Source organism: Stenotrophomonas sp. STEN083 (genome assembly GCF_056759195.1).
In genome coordinates this window covers 75961-94459 of record NZ_JBRRCU010000005.1, presented here as the reverse complement: position 1 = coordinate 94459, position 18499 = coordinate 75961, and the positions used below count along the sequence as shown (strand labels likewise).

Below are 18499 nucleotides of genomic sequence, written 5' to 3'. Positions count from 1 at the left end.
TAAGACATGGCTCGTTTCTTCATTGATCGCCCGGTGTTCGCCTGGGTGCTGGCGATCTTCATCGTGCTGGCCGGCGCACTGGCAATCCCGCAGCTTGCGGTGGAGCGCTACCCGGCGGTGGCGCCAACCAGCGTCAGCATCTATGCCAGCTACCCCGGCGCCAGCCCGCAGACCCTGGATGACTCGGTTGTCGGCTTGATCGAGCGTGAGCTGTCCAGCGTCAAACACCTGCTGTACTTCCAATCGTCGGTGGATACCTCCGGCGAGGCCTCCATCACCGCCACATTCGCTCCGGGCACCAATCCGGAGTTGGCGCAGGTCGACGTACAGAACCGGATCAAGGCGATCGAGCCGCGGCTGCCTGCCAGCGTGCGCCAGAACGGCGTGTTCGTGGAGGCGGCTGGCTCCGGTTTCCTGATGCTGGTCGGGTTGAAGTCTCCCGATGGCAGCGTGGACGAAGCACAGTTGGGCGATTTCATGGCGCGCAACATCATCGAGGAGCTGCGCCGTATCGACGGTGTTGGCCGGGTGCAGTTGTTTGGCGCGGAGCAGGCCATGCGGATCTGGCTGGACCCATCCACTTTGGCCGGTTATGAGCTCACCGTCGGCGATGTGGTCGCCGCCATCGAGCAGCAGAACCAGAACATCGCCCCGGGCCGCATCGGTGACTCGCCCAGCGTGACCGGGCAGCGCATCACCGTGCCCTTGGTCGCCGATGGCCAGCTGACGACCCCGGCGCAGTTCGCGGCGATAGTGCTGCGTGCTGGTGCTGATGGCTCACGGGTGCTGCTGGGTGACGTGGCGCGGGTGGAGATCGGCGCGCAGAGCTACGCATGGGGTACCCGCGAGGACGGCCAGGTGGCAACCGCCGCAGGTATCCAGCTGCGTCCTGGCGCAAATGCGGTGAGCACGTCTTCGGCGGTGCGTGCGCGCATGGCCGAGCTGCGGTCCCTGCTGCCGGCTGGCGTGGAAGCCAGCATTCCGTTCGATACCGCGCCGTTCGTGAAGATCTCCATCCAGAAGGTGTTGCAGACCCTGCTGGAGGCGATGTTGCTGGTGTTCGCGGTGATGTTCCTGTTCCTGCAGGACTGGCGTTACACCCTGGTGCCGGCGCTGGTCGCGCCGATCGCGCTGCTGGGTACCTTCGCGGTGATGCTGGCGCTGGGCTTCTCGATCAATGTGCTGACCATGTTCGGCATGGTGCTGGCCATTGGCATCATTGTCGACGATGCCATCGTGGTGGTCGAAGGCGTTGAACGGATCATGGCCGAGCAGGGGCTGGCACCCCGCGAGGCCACGATCAAGGCCATGCGCGAGCTGACCAGCGCCGTGGTCGGCATCACCCTGGTGCTGACCGCAGTGTTCATTCCGATGGCCTTCGCCAGTGGCTCGGTGGGTGCGATCTATCGGCAGTTCACTGTGTCGATGGCGGTGGCGATCCTGATCTCGGCGGTGCTGGCGCTGAGCCTGACCCCGGCCCTGTGCGCAACCCTGCTACGGCCGGTCGCGCACGAGCGGCCGCGCGGGAGTGTGTTTGCAGCATTCAATCGCGGGTTCGCGCGCATGAGTGGGCGTTATCACCGCAGTGTGGCCGCGGTGCTGCGTCGCGCTGGACGGGTCATGGGGGTGTTCGCTGGCTTGCTGCTGGTGTTGTTGCTTGGCCTGCAATGGCTGCCGGGCGCCTTCCTGCCCGAGGAGGACCAGGGCTACTTCATTACCTCGATCCAGCTGCCTGCCGAGGCGACCGCCGAGCGCACGCTGGCCGTGGTCCAGGACTATGAGGCGCATATCGCGTCGCGACCGGGCATCGCCACCAATCAGGTCATCACTGGTTATAGCTTTGCCGGTTCGGGTCCCAGTGCCGCCATGGCGTACACCATGCTCAAGGATTGGGGGGAGCGCGGTGGGGCGACCGCTGCCGGTGAGGTGGCGGCTACCCTGGAGGCGATGGCGGCCAGCAGCGAGGGCGAGGTGATCAGCGTGATGCCGCCGGCCATTGACAGCCTCGGTAACTCCTCCGGCTTCAGTTTGGCGCTGCAGGCCCGTAGCGGCCAGACCCAGCTGCAGCTGCGCGCCGCGCAGAAGCAATTGTTGGCGTTGGCGCAGGCCAGCCCGTTGCTGGGCGAGGTGCACGCCGATGGCCTGCCCTCCGGCAGCAGCGTGCGGCTGCAGATAGATCGCGCCAAGGCCGAGGCGATGGGCGTCGGCTTTGCCGACATCAGCAGTACATTGTCGGTGGCGATGGGCTCGCAATACGTCAATGACTTTCCCAACGCGGGGCGCCTGCAACAGGTGATCCTGCAGGCGGATGCGCCGTTCCGGATGGAGGTCGAGGACGTGCTGCGTCTGTACGTGCGCAATGCGCAGGGCGGCATGGTCGCACTTGCCGAACTGGTCAGCCCGCAGTGGGAGGAGTCGCCGTTGCAGCTGCAGCGCTACCTTGGTTTCCCCGCATTGAATGTCTCTGGTGCGCCAGCCGAAGGCGTCTCCACCGGTCAGACCATGGCCGAGATGGAGCGGCTTGCGGCGCAGTTGCCGCCGGGTTTCGCGCTGCAATGGACCAGCCAGTCGCTGCAGGAGAAGACGTCCGGGTCACAGGCCCCCTGGCTGCTGCTGATATCGATGCTGGTGGTGTTTCTGGTGCTGGCCGCCCTGTACGAGAGTTGGTCGATACCGATGGCGGTGATGCTGGTGGTGCCGCTCGGCCTGCTGGGCGCAGTGGCGGCGGTATTGCTGCGGGGCATGCCCAATGATGTTTTCTTCAAGGTAGGCATGATCACGGTGATCGGCCTGTCGGCAAAGAATGCGATCCTGATCGTGGAATATGCACGGCAGTTGCAGCAGCAGGGGATGACTGCGGCGCAGGCCGCGCTGCGGGCCGCGCGGCTGCGTCTGCGGCCGATCCTGATGACATCGATGGCATTCGCTCTGGGTGTGGTGCCGTTGATGCTGGCGCAGGGGGCGTCGCGGGAAACCCAGCAGGCCATTGGCACCGGCGTGTTTGGCGGGATGGTGACGGCAACGGTGCTGGCGGTGTTCTTCGTGCCGGTGTTCTATGTGGTAGTGGATGGCAGTTGGCGCTGGTTGCGCCTGCGTCTGTCTGGTTTGCGCAGGAATCCTGCTGGCGGGGGATGATGAACGGATCTGGGGGACAGGCCGGTTGCAGGTTCCAACCTGCCGCGGCGGTGGTTACTCTTGGCATCCTTCACACCCGATGTTGACCTGCCGATGATCCGCAAGATCCTGTTCTGTGCCTTGATTGCCCTGCCGATGTCGGCATTCGCCTCCAGCTTTGCAGGCACGTCGGCCGGCTCCGCATCGGGCGCATCGTCCAATTCGTCGGGCAGTTCCTCGGGCGACGACAAGGTGTTGCTGGATGCACGCGAAGACGCGGCTGGCTTTGTTGCCAGCAATGGCGAAATCCGTGGCGCATGGCTGGAAGCGGCCCTGATCCAGCTGCGCGAGCGTGATGCTGCCGCGCGCGATGCCAGCGACATGGCGTTGGCCCGGAAGATCCTGGCCCTGTGATGAACTTCCGCCGGCTGCCGCCCGCGCGGTGGCTGGCGGTGTTGCTGCTGCTCTGCGTCAGCGCGCCCTTGCAGGCGGCGGTGCGCATCGAGCTGCAGGCAACTGTGCCGGCGCTGGATCCGGCGCAGTTACTGGCCAGCCAGCAACTGATCGACGATGTACTGGCGCGCATTCCCGCCGGTATCGAGAGCAGCAGCTCCTTGACGCTGCAGCTACGCTGGCGTGACGACTTGCCCGAGCATGTGCAGGGCAGGGCGCGCGGGCGTGAGCTTGGCTTGGACAAGCGCCTGCTGCCGCTGTTGTTGCAGGGTGGTCCTGCATCCTCTGCCAGCTCCGCCCAGGTGTGGCAACAGGCACGTGCTGCGCTGATACACGAGCTGGGACATGCGCTGGACCGCTCCACCAAGGGCGGCTGGTCAGGTCAATCACGTTTTCTGGACCTTGCAGGTTGGCAGCAACGGCCGTTGTGGCCGGGGCGTGGGCGCAACCACTTCAGTCTGCGCAGTCCGGATCGCTACGAACTGGAAAGCCCGGCCGAGTTCTTCGCGGTAAACCTCGAGCACTACCTGCTTGACCCGGAGTACGCCTGCCGGCGTCCGCTTCTGCATGCATGGTTCGGCGAAAACCTTGGCGCGCCGCGGCAACTGGACGTGGCGCAGTGCCCGCAGGCCTTGCCGTTCATGCAGGCAGGCGAGCAGGAAGGCCAGGCTGATCTGCTCGATCTCGACCCGGCGCGGGTCTACGAAATCGACTACCTGCTGGCCGAAGGCAACGAGAAGCTGATGAGCCGCTGGGGCCACAGCATGCTGCGGCTGGTGGTGTGTGCACCCGGGCGTACGCCCGGCCCCGCGTGTCGGATGGATCTGCAATACCACCTGGTGCTGTCGTTCCGCGCCTTCGTCGGTGATGTGCAGATATCCAGTTGGCGCGGCCTGACCGGGTCCTATCCGTCGCGCTTGTTCGTGTTGCCGCTGAGCCGGGTGATCGAGGAATACACCAAGGTCGAGCTGCGTGGGGTTTCATCCACGCCGCTGCGCCTGCAGCGTGATGAAATCAACGCGGTGTTGCAGCAGGCGGCGCGGCTGCACTGGGATTACGACGGGCGCTACTACTTCATCAGCAACAACTGCGCAGTGGAGACCGGCAAGTTGCTTGGCGATGGCGCGCCGCGGCTGGGCGCGGCCGAGCTGCTGTCGATCACCCCAACCGGCTTGCTGCACAGCCTGCGTGCCGAGGCATTGGCCGATCCACCACGCGATCATGCACAGGCGCTGCGCGGCGGCTATTACTTCGAGTCGGCTGCGGCCCATTACGCTCTGGTGTTCGAGATCGCCCGCAAAGCCCTGCCGTTGCCGGCCAAGGACGCGGAGGCATGGTTGGCCCTGCCGCCTACACAACGCCGGACGTGGATGCAGCAGGCGGATGATCAGGTGCTGGCGGCCATGTTGCTGCTGGAACAGGCCGCATGGCGACGGGGGGAGCTGGCTGCAGCGGACGTGCTCAAGCGCAGTCTGCTTGCCGGTGGCAAACGAGTGTCGGAAATGGCGGACTTCCAGGCGCTGATGGAGCGGTCTGCCGTACTGCTGGCGCCGGGTGGCCTGTTGGGGCCGGATCAGGGCTATGGCATTCCCGATGCGGATGAACAGGTGCGCTTGAGCGCCGAGGCTGCCGCTGGCGCCGGGCTTGCTCAGCAGCAATGGAAGGCCCTGCAGGAGGCCGCTTTGGCTGCCTTGCCCGGAGCGCAGCGCGCGCGGTTGGAGCAGATCGAGGTGAACTTGCTGTACCTGCGTCAGAGACTGCGTTTAGGGTACGGTACGCAAACAGGGGAGGCGGCGACGCTCGATGAGCGGCGTCCGGGTCGGTTTTCAGGAGAGCGCGGTTGATTGGTACTGAGCAGCAGACGGCCGATGCGATGGCCAAGGATGTGTTGAAGCTGCGCTCCTGCGCGATCCTCCAGCTTGATCTGGATGGTCAGGTGCTCAGCTGCAATGCCGGGGTAGCAACGGTATTTGGCTATCCCTGCGAAGAGATCCGCGGGCTGCCGTTCTCGCAGTTGTTCAGCGCTGCCGATACGCAGCGCGGTATAGCCCAGCAAGCCGTGGTACGCACGCTGCAGCAGGGTAGCGACCAGCTCAGCCTGGCGATGGTGCGCAAGGACGGGGGCCGCTTTCGCGCATCGATGATATTGGAGCGGATAGCCGACCAGCGTGGCGTGCGGGTGCTGGTATTGATCCGTGACGTCACCGAGGCATTCCAGACCCAGAAGCGGGTGCGCGAGGCGCAGGAGGTAGCCCTGCGCGCGCAGCGTCTGGACGCGGTGGGTAAGCTGACCCTGGGCCTGTCGCATGACTTCAACAACCTGCTGTCGGTGATCGGCAACAGTCTGGACATGCTGTCGCTGCGGCGCTCCGGCGACGAGAGCGTGCGCCGCATTCTGGACATTGCCCATCGCGCGGTTGGGCGCGGTACCCAGTTGACCCGGCAGATGCTGGCGTTCGGGCGCGGGCAAACTCTGGTGCCGCAGCTGAGTCAGGTGGATGATCTGCTCAATGCCTCACTGGAGCTCTATCGCCGCGTCTGTGGCGAGACGATCCAGTTGAACGTGAGTCTGGCCGAGCAACTGCCGCCGATTTCGGTGGACATCGGTCAATTGGAAGCGGCGCTGCTGAACCTGCTGAGCAATAGCCGCGATGCCATGCACGGCGTCGGCAAGGTTCTGTTGTCGGCACAGCTTGAAAGCATCATCGTGCCGTCGGGCGCGGGTGAGGCGGGGCAGTTTGTCTGCATCTGTGTGGGCGACAGCGGGCCAGGCATCCAGGCCGAGATACAGGAGAGCGTGTTCGAACCGTTCTTTACCACCAAGAGTGTGGGTGACGGCAGCGGACTGGGGCTGAGCCAGGTGTATGGCTTTGCGGCGCAGTCTGGTGGCACGGCAACCATTGGTACGTCGGCGCTGGGTGGGGCGGCGGTGTCGCTGTATTTCCCGGTAGTGGCGTAGCCGGCCGGTTTTGTGGGAGCGGCGTAAGCCGCGAAGCTGGCTATCGGCAACGACGCCGGTTTTCCGGGGACCTCAAGATCTGAAGCCCTATCAGCTTCGCGGCTTACGCCGCTCCTACAAAAAACCGTGCGCAGCCCCCGCCGTTTTGGCGGGAGACTGCAGTCAATCAATCAGCGCGGCCGCCGAATTCACCGGTGGTGGTGTTCACCAGGATGCGTTCGCCGTTGACGATGTACTCCGGCACCATGATTTCCAGGCCGGTGCTGAGCTTGGCCGGCTTCGGGCGCTTGGTGGCGGTGCCGCCCTTCAATTCGGGCGGGGTCTCGACCACTTCCAGGGTCACGTGCTGCGGCAGCTGGATAGCGACCGGCTGGTCGTCGATGACCTGCACGAAGATGCCGGTCAGGCCCTCGGTGATGTAGCCGGCGTCGTCGCCGATCACATCAGCGTCCAGCGTGTACGGGGTGTAGTCCTCGTCATCCATGAACACGAAGGCATCGCCGTCCATGTAGGAGAAGGTGGACTGGCGACGCAGCAGCTCGACTTCCGGCAGGTTGTCGTCGGCATCGAAGCTGGCATCGAGCTTGTTGCCGCCCGGCACGCTGTACATGATGAAGCGGAAGCGGACGTTGCCGCCACGGCCCTGCGGCGAGCTGCGCTCGATGTCGCGGATCTGGTAGACGCCGTTGTTGTACTCGACGACGTTGCCTTTCTTGATGTCGTTGGCTTTCATGGATTGAGCGCTGGTATCGGGGAATCGGGATGGGATATTCGCAAAACCAGAAGCGGGTCCCGGGGTTGATCGAACGGCACTTTCGCGCCGTTCCGAATCCCCAAGCCCCGCTCCGGAGTCACTTCGGTGCCAAACGTACGGCGCCGTCGAGGCGAATAGTCTCACCGTTGAGGTAGGTATTGCCAATGATGTGGCCGACCAGGCTGGCGAAATCGGCCGGTTGGCCCAGCCGTGACGGGAACGGGATGGACGCCGCCAGCGACTCCTGTACGTTCGGCGGCATGCCGTCGACCATCGGGGTCCAGAATACGCCCGGGGCAATGGTCAGCACGCGGATGCCGAAGCGCGACAGTTCGCGTGCCATCGGCAGGGTCATGCCGACCACGCCACCCTTGGAGGCGGAATAGGCAGCCTGGCCGATCTGGCCTTCATAGGCGGCCACCGAGGCGGTGTTGATGATCACGCCGCGCTCGCCATCGGCGTTGGCTTCGTTGTGCTGCATCAGCTCGGCGCCGGCCTTGGCGACATTGAAGCTGCCGACCAGGTTGACCATCACCGTGGTCTGGAAGTTGGCCAGTGGCATCGCTGCTTCGCGGCCGAGCACGCGGCCGGCACCGAGGATGCCGGCGCAGTTCATCACCACGTTCAAGCCGCCCAGGAACTCACGTGCGGCTGCCAGATTGGCGGCCACGCCGGTTTCGTCGGTGACATTTGTGGTGAAGTAGCGGGCATTGTCGGCGCCCAGTTCGGCGACCGCTGCGGCGCCCTTTTCATCATTGAGGTCGAACAGGGCGACCTTGCCGCCATTGGCAACCAGGAACTGGGCGACGCCCAGGCCAAGGCCGGAGACACCGCCGGTGATGACGGCACGAACGGAAGACAGCTGCATTGGAACAATCCTGCTGGGTGATCCACCGATTCTAGCTGATGCCGATCCAGGCCTAGTTGGCGTGATCAGACCTGTGGCACCGGGCCTGCCATGTCAGCCCTGGTGAGCTGCCGGCTGAAGTCGGGCGGTGACAGGCCGGGTGCGAACAAAAACCCCTGGCCGACCGGCACCCCCAGTTCCAGCAGGAACTGGCGCTGCGCCTCGGACTCGATGCCCTCGGCCACCAGACCCAGGCCGAGGCTGCGGGCGATGCCGCAGACCGCCTCGCAGACGGCAACATCGGAAGGGTTGCCGGGCACACCACTGATGAACAGCTGGCTGAGCTTGAGGCCGTGGATTGGCAGGGTGCGCAGATAATTGAGTGCGCTATAGCCCTCGCCGAAGTCGTCGATGGTCAGCACCACGCCCATGGCACGCAGCTCAGCGAAGGTGCGCAAAGTCGCCGGGGCGTCCTCGATCAGTACCCGCTCGGTGAACTCCAACTCCAGCGCGCTGCCCGGCAGGCTGTAGTGATCAAGAACCTCGCGCACCTGGCGGGCCAGACGATCGCCACTGAACTGGCGATAGGAGACGTTGATCGCCACCCGCATCATGCCCAGGCCTTCGCGCTGCCATTCGCGGATCTGCCGGCAGGCCTGGTGCAGCACCCATTCGCCGATGCGGACGATGTCGCCGGTGTTCTCGGCGTGGCTGATGAAGATGTCCGGGCGCAGCTCGCCCAGCTGGCGGTTGCGCCAGCGGATCAATGCTTCGCAGGCAATGATCTGACCGCTGCGCAGATCCACTTGCGGCTGGTAGACCAGCCGGAACTCGTCGCGATCCAGTGCCTTGCGCAGGCGCCGCTCGATCTGCAGGCGGTCGCGTTGGCGTCGGGCGAGTTCGGGCGAGAACAGCTGCCAGCCATTGCGCTCGCGGCGCTTGCATTCGTACATGGCCAGATCGGCGTTCTGGATCAGCTGCTGCGGGCGCACGCCGTCCTTGGGGGCGCAGGCAATACCAATGCTGGTGGTAACCGGGAACTCGTCCTTGCCGAACTGGAACGACGGAACGAAGGCGCGGGTGATGGCTTCGGCCAGCTTTTCCGGTCGGCTTGGCAGTTCGCGGGCGTCGCAGGTGACCACGAATTCGTCGCCGCCGAAGCGGGCCAGCAGGCCCTCGGTGCCGATCGCATCGGCAATGCGGCGAGTGGCTTCGATCAGCAGCAGGTCGCCGGCATTGTGGCCAAGCACATCGTTGACGGTCTTGAACCGGTCCAGATCGATGTAGAGCACGGCGACCTCGGCGTGCGAGGGATTGCTCAGCCGGGCTTCCAGGTCGGTCAGTGCGGCATCGCGGTTCATGATGCCGGTCAGCGGATCGGTGCGGGCCTGGTTCTTGAGGGTCTGCTCGGCGTGCTTGGGCTCGGTGATGTCCTGCAGGGTGCCTGCGATGCGGGTTGAGGCCAGATCGCCAAGCTCCACCTCGCCGATCATCCTGATCCAGAAGCTGTGGCCGCTGGCACGTTGGCCCTGCAGCTCCAGCTCGAAGCCGGTGCGCTGCTCGACCACGCGCTCCATCGCATCGCGCAGCTGCTGGCGTGACAGGCTGCTCAGGCAGGCCAGCAGTTGCTCCAGGTCGGTGGGTGCCGATTGCTGGCCAAGAATGCGCTGTGCCTCGCCGGTGAGGTACAGCCGCTGCTGGCCGCGATCCCACTCCCAGCCGCCGATATGCGCCAGCGATTGGGCACGGTCGAACAAGGCGTGGTCGCGCTTGAGTTCGGTGATGTCACTGAACAGGGAAAATACGTGGTCGGGCAGGTCGCAGCCGGCCGAAAACACCGGCACCGTGGTGATCGAGATCCAGATCATCCGCCCATTGGGCCGGTGGTACAGGCCGATGATGGTGCTGGGGATGGTCCTGCCTTCGGCAAAGGAACGGGTTACCGGCCACTGCTCGGGCCGCAGCCGGCGACCGTGTTCATCAACGCTGATCCACTCATCGCTGTGCAGCGGCACCTTGGCCGGGGCAACACTGCCGAGATTGAAAATGCGGTGCGCGGCGGGATTGGCGGAAATGATGCCCAACTGGCGGTCGAACAGCATCACGCCCTTGTCGATGGACTCCAGCAGAAGGCGGTAGCGGGTTTCGGCCTGCCAACGCCGGCTCAGGTCGCGGGCAACGGCGACGATGCAATGTGCGTCGTCGTGCTCAATGGTTGCCGAATGCACCTCCACCGGAAAGCGGCTGCCGTCGCCGCGCATGTTGGTGACTTCCACCACATAGGTTTCGCCACGATTGAGGGTTTCCCAGACCGGCTCCAGGTGATCGGCCGGCAGGTCGGGGTTGAGCAGCTCGATCGGCTGGCCGACGATCTCCTCGCGGGTGCGGCCATAGGCGCGGACTCCGGCGCTGTTGACGTCCAGCACCACGCCGGTGGCGCTGAGAATGCTGACCGGGTCGGGTACCGCATTGAACAGGGCGGCGTAACGACGTTGTGCCAGCCGCCGCTCGGCCATGGCTTCGGTCAAGGCCGAGCGTGCAGCGAGCAAAGCCTGCTGCAGGCCCAATGGCAATGGTTGTAGCAGTGCCTGTTCCAGTCCAGCCAGCGCGTCGACATGCGCGGCGCGGTGATCGCCGTCGTCAGATATCCCAAGCTGGCTGGTTCCGGTCATGACACTGTCAATGCCCTTCCTGTCTTGCTGCCTGTCTGCCGGCCCAGTCGTTCTGCGAGCCAGTTCCCCGTAGCGGCCAGCGCCGGCAGATCCACGCCGGTACGCATCCCCATGCCGTGCAGCATGTAAATAACATCTTCGCTGGCGACATTACCACTAGCGCCGCGCGCATAGGGGCAGCCGCCGGTGCCGGCTACGGCCGAGTCCACCACCCGCACGCCTTCTTCCAGGCAGCTGGCGATATTGGCCAAGGCCTGCCCATAGGTATCGTGGAAGTGCACGGCCAAGGCCTCTATTGGCAACTCCGCGGCTACGGCCTGCAGCATCGTGCGGGCCTTGAGCGGAGTGCCGACACCAATAGTGTCGCCCAGTGATATTTCATAACAGCCCATGGCGTGCAGACGGCTGGCAACGCGCACCACGTCGGCCAACGGCACTTCACCCTGGTAGGGGCAGCCCAATACCGTGGAGACATAGCCACGCACCCGCACCCCGTCAGCCTTGGCGCGGGCCAGGATGGGTTCGAAGCGCTGCAGCGACTCATCGATGCCGGCATTGGTATTGGTGCGGTTGAACTGTTCCGAGGCGGCGGTAAACACGGCAACCTCGGTGACACCTACCGCCAGGGCACGCTCGTACCCCTGTTCGTTGGGCACCAGTACCGGGTAGCTGACGCCCGGCTTGCGCTGGATGCCGGCAAACACCTCGGCGGCGTCGGCCAGCTGCGGCACCCATTTCGGGCTGACAAAACTGGTGGCCTCGATGCTGCGCAGGCCGGTAGCCGAGAGTCTGTCGATCAACTCGATCTTGTCGGCGGTGGCGACCTGTTGCTTTTCATTCTGCAGGCCATCACGCGGGCCTACTTCGACAATGCGGACGAAATCATTCATGGAGCGGTCTTTGGCTGGAGGAGGGCGCGGGTTGGACTGCAACGCAGATTACTGCGCCGCCCAGCGGGGAGGGCGCTTCTCAAGGAAGGCGGTCAGCCCCTCGCGGCCTTCATCGGAGGCGCGCAGGGCAGCGATCAAGCCGGCATTGGCGCGGTCCAGCCCGTCGCGATCATCCAGTGCGGCATGTACCTCTCGGACCAGTACCTTGGCCGATGCCGACGCAACCGGGCCGGCTTTGCCCAGCAGGTTGAGCTGGGTCTGCAGGGCGGCATCCAAAGCGTCAGGGGCCACGACCTGGTGGACCAGACCGATCTGGTGCGCGGTAGTGGCGTCGAAGTGCTCACCGGTCGCGAACCAGCGACGTGCCTGGCGCGGGCCGATCGCGGTGATCACATAGGGCGAGATCACCGCAGGCAGCAGGCCGAGTCGGCTTTCGGTCAGGCCAAAGCGTGCGCCTTCGGCAGCAATGGCGATGTCGCAGCAGGCGACCAGACCGACGCCGCCACCAAACGCTGCCCCCTGCACGCGGGCGATGGTCGGCTTGGGCAGTTCATCCAGGGTGCGCATCAGCCGCGCCAGTGCCAGCGAGTCGACGCGGTTCTCTTCCTGGCTGGCGCTGGCCATGGAGCGCATCCACTGCAGGTCGGCGCCGGCCGAGAACGAGGGGCCGGTACTCGCCAGTACGACGGCGCGCACGGCCGGGTCGGCGCCCAGGCTGGCCAAGGTCCCGGTCAGCGACTGGATCAGCGCCGCGTCAAAAGCGTTGTGCAGGTCCGGCCGGTTCATGGAAAGGGTCGCTACCGCGCCCTGGTGCTGCACGAGCAGTGCATCGCTCATAGGTAATGCCTGTCTAAACGGTAATCCGACGAATCATAGCGGTGCGGGGGTGGGACGCCATGACGCAGCGCGGCGATGCTAGAATTGATAACCATTCTTATCAACTTTACATAGGCGCCCATTCAGTGACGTTGTCAGATTTGCCGCTGCATGCTTCAGCGCGCGTGGAAAGCGTTCAGGACCTGCATGCAAACGATGCGATCGCGCGCCGTCTGCGCGAGCTGGGCTTCGTGAACGGAGAAGAAGTTCGTCTGGTCGCGCGTGGTCCGGTCGGCGGTGAGCCGCTGCTGTTCCAGGTCGGTTTCACCCGCTTTGCGCTGCGTCGTAGCGAGGCTGCACGGGTCCAGATCAGCGCACAGGGAGCACAGGCATGAGCACGGCGATCGCCCGGCTGGCGCTGGTAGGTAACCCGAACAGCGGCAAGACCGCGTTGTTCAACCAGCTGACCGGCAGCCGCCAGAAGGTGGCCAATTACACCGGCGTTACCGTCGAGCGCAAGGAAGGCCGCATGCGCGGGCCGTCCGGGCAGGAATACGCGGTACTGGATCTGCCCGGTGCCTACAGCTTGCATCCGGCCAGCCTGGACGAGGCCATCACCCGTGATCTGTGCCGGGGCTTCTACCCGGGCGAAGCCGCCCCGGATGCGCTGATCTGCGTGATTGACGCGACCAATCTGCGCCTGCATCTGCGCTTTGCGCTGGAAGTGCGCGAGCTCGGCAAACCGATGGTGGTTGCCCTGAACATGGTTGACGCGGCGCGCAAGCGTGGCATCGAGATCGACGTGCCGGCGCTGGAAAAGGCCTTGGGCGTGCCGGTGGTGGAAACCGTCGCGGTGCGCCACAACGGTGCGCGCGCGCTGGTTGAGCGTATCGATACATTGATGCCGCATCTGGACGCCATGCCTGTGCATGCGGTGGAGCCGGGCGCCGACTACCACGTACAGGTGCGTGACATCCTCGCATCGGCCGTGCGCATGCCGGCACCGACCGCCAAGGTGGATGACGCGCTGGACCGCTGGTTGTTGCACCCGGTGTACGGCCTGCTGACCCTGGCCGTGGTGATGTTCCTGATCTTCCAGGCGGTGTACGCCTGGGCTACGCCATTGATGGATGGCATCGAAGCGGCCTTCGGTTGGCTGGGGCCGATGGTGGCCGAGAAGCTGCCGGAAGGGCCGCTCAGCAGCCTGCTGGTGGACGGCATCATTGCTGGTGTCGGTGGTGTGCTGGTGTTCCTGCCACAGATCCTGATCCTGTTCGCCTTCATCCTGGCGCTGGAAGAATCCGGTTACCTGCCGCGCGCTGCCTTCCTGCTGGATCGGATGATGGCCTCGGCCGGTCTGTCCGGGCGCTCGTTCATCCCGTTGCTGTCCAGCTTCGCCTGTGCGGTGCCGGGCATCATGTCGACCCGCTCGATCCAGGATCCGCGTGACCGCCTGGCAACCATTCTGGTCGCGCCGCTGATGACCTGTTCGGCGCGCCTGCCGGTATATGCCTTGCTGATTGGTGCCTTCATCCCGGCCAAGACCGTGTGGGGCGTGTTCAACCAGCAGGGTCTGGTGCTGTTTGCCCTGTATGTGGCCGGCATCCTCAGTGCGCTGGTGATGTCATGGACGATGAAGAAGTTCCGTCGCGACAAGAGCGAGCATCCCTTGATGCTGGAGCTGCCGTCTTACCGCCTGCCCAATCCGCGCGACCTGCTGGTCGGCCTGTATGAGCGCGCGATGATCTTCCTCAAGCGCGTGGGTGGCATCATTCTGGCGCTGACCATCCTGCTGTGGTTCCTGCTGTCGTACCCGGGTGCACCCGAGAATGCGACCATGCCGGCCATCGATTACAGCTTCGCCGGCCAGATCGGCCACGCGATGGCGGTGATCTTCGCCCCCCTCGGTTTCAACTGGCAGATCTGTATTGCCTTGATCCCGGGCATGGGCGCGCGCGAGGTGGCGGTGTCTTCGCTGGCCACGATCTATGCCTTGTCGGCGGCCGATGACGACGCGGCCATCCAGGCGCTGACCCCGGTGATCAGCGATGGCTGGACCTTGGCGACCGGCTTGTCGCTGATGGTCTGGTTCATCTACGCGCCGATGTGCATTTCCACGTTGGCCACGATCAAGCGTGAGACCAATTCGTGGAAGCAGATGGCCTTCGCCACGGTCTACCTGTTCGGCGCAGCCTATCTGGCGGCGTTCGTCACCTACCAGGTGGCGGTGGCGCTGGGAGCCGGCTGATGGACAAGGGCCTGCTGCTGCAATACCTGATCATCGCCGTGGCGGTGTTGGTCAGTGCCTGGGTGGTGCTGAAGAAACAATTTCCGGGTGTATTGCGCAAGCTGCGCGGCCTGCTTGCGCTGTGGCTGGTGAAGCCGCAGCGTTCGCCGCGGCTTCAGGCGTGGGGGCGGCGTCTGGCGCCGCCGGCTAGCAGCGTTGCGGGCGCATGCGGCGGCTGCAACAGCTGCGGACCAAGCGAGCCCAAGCAGCATTGAGCATGACGAAAGCGCCGGGTAACCCCGGCGTTTTTCTGTAGGAGCGGCGTAAACCGAGAAGCTCGAAAACCAACAGCAGACACAGGGCCGTTGATGGGCGGCCCGAAAGATCAGTCAGGCCTTGTCCCGCGTGCGCAACGCTTGCCCGAGCTGCGGTAGTCCTGGCAGTGCGGTGCAGGCCCATGTGCTTCGGCTGTACACTGCGTCGATTGCAGGAAGCAACCAGGGGGAAGGCATGAAGTCATTGATTGGCGTGGTGATGTTGGTCGTGGTGTTTGCTGTGGGCGGATCGGTGTATCTGCGTGGCGGCAACAAGATCACCGAGTCCCAGGTGCGCGCGCTGTACCTGCGCGCCGACAAAGCGCTTGAAGCAGGCGACGACAAGCCGTTGTGCGAGATGTTGTCGAAAGACTATGTGCAGACCACGGTAACCAAGACCGAAACCCAGCAGGCCGAGCAGCGCTATGACAGGGAGCAGTATTGCGCCTCTCTGGCTGAAAGCATGAGCCAGCTGCGCCAGTTCCGGGAAGCCTTCGGTGGTCGCATGCCGCTGCGCTACGAGCAGAAGGTGAACAGCATCAGCATTGCCAGCGATGGTCGCTCGGCCGAGGTTGAGGTTTCCGCCATCGTCGAAATGGCGGGGGTTCGCATGGTAAGCCGTGGCCGCGACACCTTGGAGCGCAGTCGTTGGAGGACCTACATGACCGGCAGTCGCGCGATCACCCATGTCGGCAGGATGTAATCACGCGTTGTGCGCTTGTGCGCCAGGCCATTGAAGCGTTAGCGTGCGCGCATGAATACGACTCCAACCCGTTTGCTGATCCATGGCGCCTCCGGGCGCATGGGCCAAGCCCTGCTGCGCCTTGCGGCAGAAGACTCCTCGTTGCAGGTGGTTGCTGCGGTGGTGCGCAAACCACCAATCCAGCGTGTTATCGACGGTATCCCGCATTTCGCCGCCAGCGAGCTGTCCGGCGCGCCAGCGTTTGATGTGGCGATCGATTTCAGCTTGCCGGAGGGCTTTGATCCGGTGCTGGCGCTGTGCGTGGAGCGCGGCGTCGGCCTGGTGTCGGGGACGACCGGGATCAGCGAACAGCAGCAGGGCGCGTTGGCCGCTGCGGCAGACAAGATTCCTCTGGTTTGGGCGACCAACTTCAGCCTTGGTGTCGCGGTGCTGGCCGAGCTGGTCGAGCGGGCAGCGGCGGCATTGCCGGGCTGGGACTGCGATATCGTCGAATCCCATCACGTGCACAAGAAGGATGCGCCTTCCGGTACCGCGTTGACGCTGGGGGAATCGGCCCAGCATGGTGGCGCCGAGCCACGCTACGCCAGCCTGCGCGCTGGCGACATCATCGGCGAGCACTTCGTCCAGTTCAGCGGGCTGGGCGAGCGGGTGGAGCTGGTGCACCGGGCTACCAATCGCGACATTTTTGCGCGCGGGGCGCTGCATGCGGCCAAGCAACTGCGCCAACGTAGTCCGGGCCAGTACCGGGTGCGGGATCTGGTCGGAACGCCCGCGCAGGCTTGAAATAGCTGAATACGGAGCAGGTTGCCGCCGGAATGTGGCTTTTGTAACCACTGAACAGCTGAAGGAAAGCGCACGGGGCGCTGGCGTTGGTGCCCCCTTGCCTTTACAATTCCGGCTCGCCGAAACACGTTAGCCGGACCGGTTCCCAGACCGCCGTCCGCGCTTTTTTGCAACCGGTTTTTGACCGTGAACGCAGGCGTGGCTTCGGAGTCCCCCGGTAGCCAAAGTGAGATTCCCGTGACCCAAGCCGCAATTCTCGTGCTCGAAGACGGCACCGTATTCGAGGGCGAATCCGTAGGCGCGCCCGGCCTATCCGTGGGTGAGGTGGTGTTCAACACCGCCATGACCGGTTACCAGGAAATGCTGACCGATCCGTCCTACGCCCGGCAGATGATCACCCTGACGTACCCGCATATCGGCAACACCGGTATGAACGACCAGGACGATGAAGCCTCCAAGGTATGGGCATCGGGCCTGATCGTTCGCGATGTGCCGCGCCGCCCAAGCAACTGGCGTAACCAGGTATCGCTGCAGGATTGGTTGATCCAGCGCGGTGTGGTGGCCATCTCCGGCATCGACACCCGCAAGCTGACCCGCATCTTGCGTGAGCGCGGCGCCCAGAACGGCGCGCTGATGGCTGGCCCCGACATCGATGTCGAGAAGGCGCTGGAAGCCGCCCGCAAGTTCCCCGGCCTGAAGGGCATGGATCTGGCCAAGGTAGTCAGCACCGACACGTCCTACGGCTGGACCGACGGCCAGCTGGACCTGGACCGTAACGAATTCGTGCGCGCCGAACCGAAGTTCAAGGTTGTGGCCTACGACTTTGGCGTCAAGACCAACATCCTGCGCATGCTGGCCGAGCGCGGCTGCGAGCTGACCGTCGTGCCGGCGCAGACCCCGGCTGCCGAGGTGCTGGCACTCAAGCCGGACGGCGTGTTCCTGTCCAACGGCCCGGGCGATCCGGAACCCTGTGACTACGCCATCAGCGCGATCAAGACCTTCGTCGAGCAGAAGGTTCCGACCTTCGGCATCTGCCTGGGCCACCAGCTGCTGGGCCTGGCTGCAGGCGCAAAGACCATGAAGATGGGCCACGGTCACCACGGTGCCAACCACCCGGTGCAGGACATCGACGACGGCCGGGTGATGATCACCTCGCAGAACCACGGCTTCGCCATCGACGAAAGCGTGCTGCCGGCCAATGTACGGGTCACCCATCGCTCGCTGTTCGACCAGACCATCCAGGGCATCGCCTTGACCGATGCACCGGCGTTCTCCTTCCAGGGCCACCCGGAAGCGTCGCCCGGTCCGCGTGACGTAGCACCGTTGTTCGATCGCTTCATCAGCCTGATGGAAGGGGCCAAGGCGTGAGCAAGGCGCGCTGGCTGATGTTGCCGGCGCTGCTGGCCACCTCGGTGGCCAGCGCGGCGCCAGTGACCGCGCAGGAGATCCGCGAACTGTTGCCGCTGACCGGCTTCGAGCGCATGGGCAATGACGCGGCCACTTCCATGTTGGCCAATGCCACGCTCTTCCAGCAGATTCCGGCACCACAGCGCGAGTGCATGGCCAAGCCAATCGGCGATGTCCTGAACGAAGCACTGGTGGATCGCCTCGTCGCCAATCTCGGCAACGACGGGCAGCAGCACCTCAAGCGCTGGCAGGCGTTCTATTCAAGCCAGGGCGGCAAGCGCATGGTCGCGACCCAGCGCCAGATGATGTACGGCACGGCGTTGCCCGCCGAGTTCGAGGGTGAGCCCAGCGAACTGGAGCGCAAGCAGGTAGGCGAGTTCATGGCCAGCGGCTCCTATGAAGCCTTGGGCGCCGTGCTTGCGGAGCTGGGTGCCATGCCCGATGGCCTGCCGCTGCGCCTGAGCGAGCGCATCCAGAGCCAATGCGGTGTCACGATTGATCCAGAAGAGTTTTCCTGATCGACAGCGTGCGATCACTTCCCCCAGACACGCTGTACTGAC

16 protein-coding genes are annotated in these 18499 nt (G+C 64.6%); 11 read left to right on the top strand and 5 right to left on the bottom strand.

Annotated features, from left to right (window positions below):
* Positions 1-6 precede the first annotated feature (6 nt).
* The 4 genes from ACVOK8_RS03080 (at position 7) to ACVOK8_RS03065 (ending at position 6526) form a co-directional block, all read left to right on the top strand.
* A complete protein-coding gene (locus tag ACVOK8_RS03080; RefSeq protein WP_481565527.1) occupies positions 7-3135 on the top strand; it encodes a multidrug efflux RND transporter permease subunit in 3129 nt (1042 codons plus the stop codon).
* A gap of 93 nt (positions 3136-3228) precedes the next feature.
* Positions 3229-3528, top strand: coding sequence for a DUF2388 domain-containing protein (locus ACVOK8_RS03075; protein ID WP_481548629.1), 300 nt, complete (start codon positions 3229-3231; stop codon positions 3526-3528).
* Complete coding sequence (locus ACVOK8_RS03070) at positions 3528-5411, top strand: DUF7844 domain-containing protein (protein WP_481565526.1); 1884 nt, start codon at positions 3528-3530, stop codon at positions 5409-5411. Before ACVOK8_RS03075 ends, ACVOK8_RS03070 begins: the two co-directional genes overlap by 1 nt.
* Entirely contained in the window at positions 5408-6526 is a 1119-nt protein-coding gene (locus ACVOK8_RS03065; protein ID WP_481565525.1) for a two-component system sensor histidine kinase NtrB, read from the top strand. The genes ACVOK8_RS03070 and ACVOK8_RS03065 overlap by 4 nt, the downstream gene beginning before the upstream one ends.
* Before the next feature lie 166 nt (positions 6527-6692).
* Here ACVOK8_RS03065 and yeiP read toward each other — a convergent pair whose 3' ends face one another.
* The 5 genes from yeiP to ACVOK8_RS03040 form a co-directional block, all read right to left on the bottom strand.
* Positions 6693-7259, bottom strand: a complete 567-nt coding sequence (yeiP, locus tag ACVOK8_RS03060) for an elongation factor P-like protein YeiP (protein ID WP_062167704.1) — start codon at positions 7257-7259, stop codon at positions 6693-6695.
* A gap of 118 nt (positions 7260-7377) precedes the next feature.
* Positions 7378-8148 (bottom strand): SDR family NAD(P)-dependent oxidoreductase, encoded by a 771-nt coding sequence (locus tag ACVOK8_RS03055; RefSeq protein WP_481565524.1) that lies wholly within the window; start codon positions 8146-8148, stop codon positions 7378-7380.
* 65 nt (positions 8149-8213) lie between these two features.
* Positions 8214-10799 (bottom strand): sensor domain-containing protein, encoded by a 2586-nt coding sequence (locus tag ACVOK8_RS03050; RefSeq protein WP_481565523.1) that lies wholly within the window; start codon positions 10797-10799, stop codon positions 8214-8216.
* Positions 10796-11689: a hydroxymethylglutaryl-CoA lyase gene (locus ACVOK8_RS03045; RefSeq protein ID WP_481565522.1), complete on the bottom strand. Its 894-nt coding sequence runs from the start codon at positions 11687-11689 to the stop codon at positions 10796-10798. The genes ACVOK8_RS03050 and ACVOK8_RS03045 overlap by 4 nt, the downstream gene beginning before the upstream one ends.
* Before the next feature lie 48 nt (positions 11690-11737).
* A complete protein-coding gene (locus ACVOK8_RS03040) occupies positions 11738-12526 on the bottom strand; it encodes an enoyl-CoA hydratase-related protein (RefSeq protein WP_481565521.1) in 789 nt (262 codons plus the stop codon).
* A 125-nt stretch (positions 12527-12651) separates the two neighbouring features.
* Here ACVOK8_RS03040 and ACVOK8_RS03035 point away from each other — a divergent pair, with 125 nt between their 5' ends.
* The 7 genes from ACVOK8_RS03035 to ACVOK8_RS03005 all read left to right on the top strand — a co-directional run bounded on the left by ACVOK8_RS03035 (position 12652) and on the right by ACVOK8_RS03005 (position 18457).
* The gene (locus ACVOK8_RS03035) at positions 12652-12900 is read left to right on the top strand and encodes a FeoA family protein (RefSeq protein WP_481509755.1); all 249 of its coding nucleotides are present in this window, start codon (positions 12652-12654) and stop codon (positions 12898-12900) included.
* Complete coding sequence (gene feoB, locus ACVOK8_RS03030) at positions 12897-14753, top strand: ferrous iron transport protein B (protein ID WP_481565520.1); 1857 nt, start codon at positions 12897-12899, stop codon at positions 14751-14753. Before ACVOK8_RS03035 ends, feoB begins: the two co-directional genes overlap by 4 nt.
* Positions 14753-15007, top strand: a complete 255-nt coding sequence (locus tag ACVOK8_RS03025) for a DUF6587 family protein (RefSeq protein ID WP_481565519.1) — start codon at positions 14753-14755, stop codon at positions 15005-15007. Before feoB ends, ACVOK8_RS03025 begins: the two co-directional genes overlap by 1 nt.
* A 235-nt stretch (positions 15008-15242) precedes the next feature.
* Positions 15243-15749: a hypothetical protein gene (locus ACVOK8_RS03020; protein ID WP_481565518.1), complete on the top strand. Its 507-nt coding sequence runs from the start codon at positions 15243-15245 to the stop codon at positions 15747-15749.
* Positions 15750-15800: 51 nt separating this feature from the next.
* Positions 15801-16532: a 4-hydroxy-tetrahydrodipicolinate reductase gene (gene dapB / locus ACVOK8_RS03015; RefSeq protein ID WP_481565517.1), complete on the top strand. Its 732-nt coding sequence runs from the start codon at positions 15801-15803 to the stop codon at positions 16530-16532.
* 237 nt (positions 16533-16769) lie between these two features.
* The gene (carA, locus tag ACVOK8_RS03010) at positions 16770-17900 is read left to right on the top strand and encodes a glutamine-hydrolyzing carbamoyl-phosphate synthase small subunit (protein ID WP_481565516.1); all 1131 of its coding nucleotides are present in this window, start codon (positions 16770-16772) and stop codon (positions 17898-17900) included.
* Positions 17897-18457, top strand: coding sequence for a DUF2059 domain-containing protein (locus tag ACVOK8_RS03005; RefSeq protein WP_481565515.1), 561 nt, complete (start codon positions 17897-17899; stop codon positions 18455-18457). The genes carA and ACVOK8_RS03005 overlap by 4 nt, the downstream gene beginning before the upstream one ends.
* The last annotated feature ends 42 nt before the right edge of the window (positions 18458-18499 follow it).

Bases quoted from the DNA above. Each gene is read 5' to 3' on its own strand.
- ACVOK8_RS03080 (WP_481565527.1), top strand. From the start codon at position 7: ATGGCTCGTTTCTTCATTGATCGCCCGGTGTTCGCCTGGGTGCTGGCG.
- ACVOK8_RS03075 (WP_481548629.1), top strand. From the start codon at position 3,229: ATGATCCGCAAGATCCTGTTCTGTGCCTTGATTGCCCTGCCGATGTCG.
- ACVOK8_RS03070 (WP_481565526.1), top strand. From the start codon at position 3,528: ATGAACTTCCGCCGGCTGCCGCCCGCGCGGTGGCTGGCGGTGTTGCTG.
- yeiP (WP_062167704.1), bottom strand. From the start codon at position 7,259: ATGAAAGCCAACGACATCAAGAAAGGCAACGTCGTCGAGTACAACAAC.
- ACVOK8_RS03055 (WP_481565524.1), bottom strand. From the start codon at position 8,148: ATGCAGCTGTCTTCCGTTCGTGCCGTCATCACCGGCGGTGTCTCCGGC.
- ACVOK8_RS03050 (WP_481565523.1), bottom strand. From the start codon at position 10,799: ATGACCGGAACCAGCCAGCTTGGGATATCTGACGACGGCGATCACCGC.
- ACVOK8_RS03045 (WP_481565522.1), bottom strand. From the start codon at position 11,689: ATGAATGATTTCGTCCGCATTGTCGAAGTAGGCCCGCGTGATGGCCTG.
- ACVOK8_RS03040 (WP_481565521.1), bottom strand. From the start codon at position 12,526: ATGAGCGATGCACTGCTCGTGCAGCACCAGGGCGCGGTAGCGACCCTT.
- feoB (WP_481565520.1), top strand. From the start codon at position 12,897: ATGAGCACGGCGATCGCCCGGCTGGCGCTGGTAGGTAACCCGAACAGC.
- ACVOK8_RS03025 (WP_481565519.1), top strand. From the start codon at position 14,753: ATGGACAAGGGCCTGCTGCTGCAATACCTGATCATCGCCGTGGCGGTG.
- ACVOK8_RS03020 (WP_481565518.1), top strand. From the start codon at position 15,243: ATGAAGTCATTGATTGGCGTGGTGATGTTGGTCGTGGTGTTTGCTGTG.
- dapB (WP_481565517.1), top strand. From the start codon at position 15,801: ATGAATACGACTCCAACCCGTTTGCTGATCCATGGCGCCTCCGGGCGC.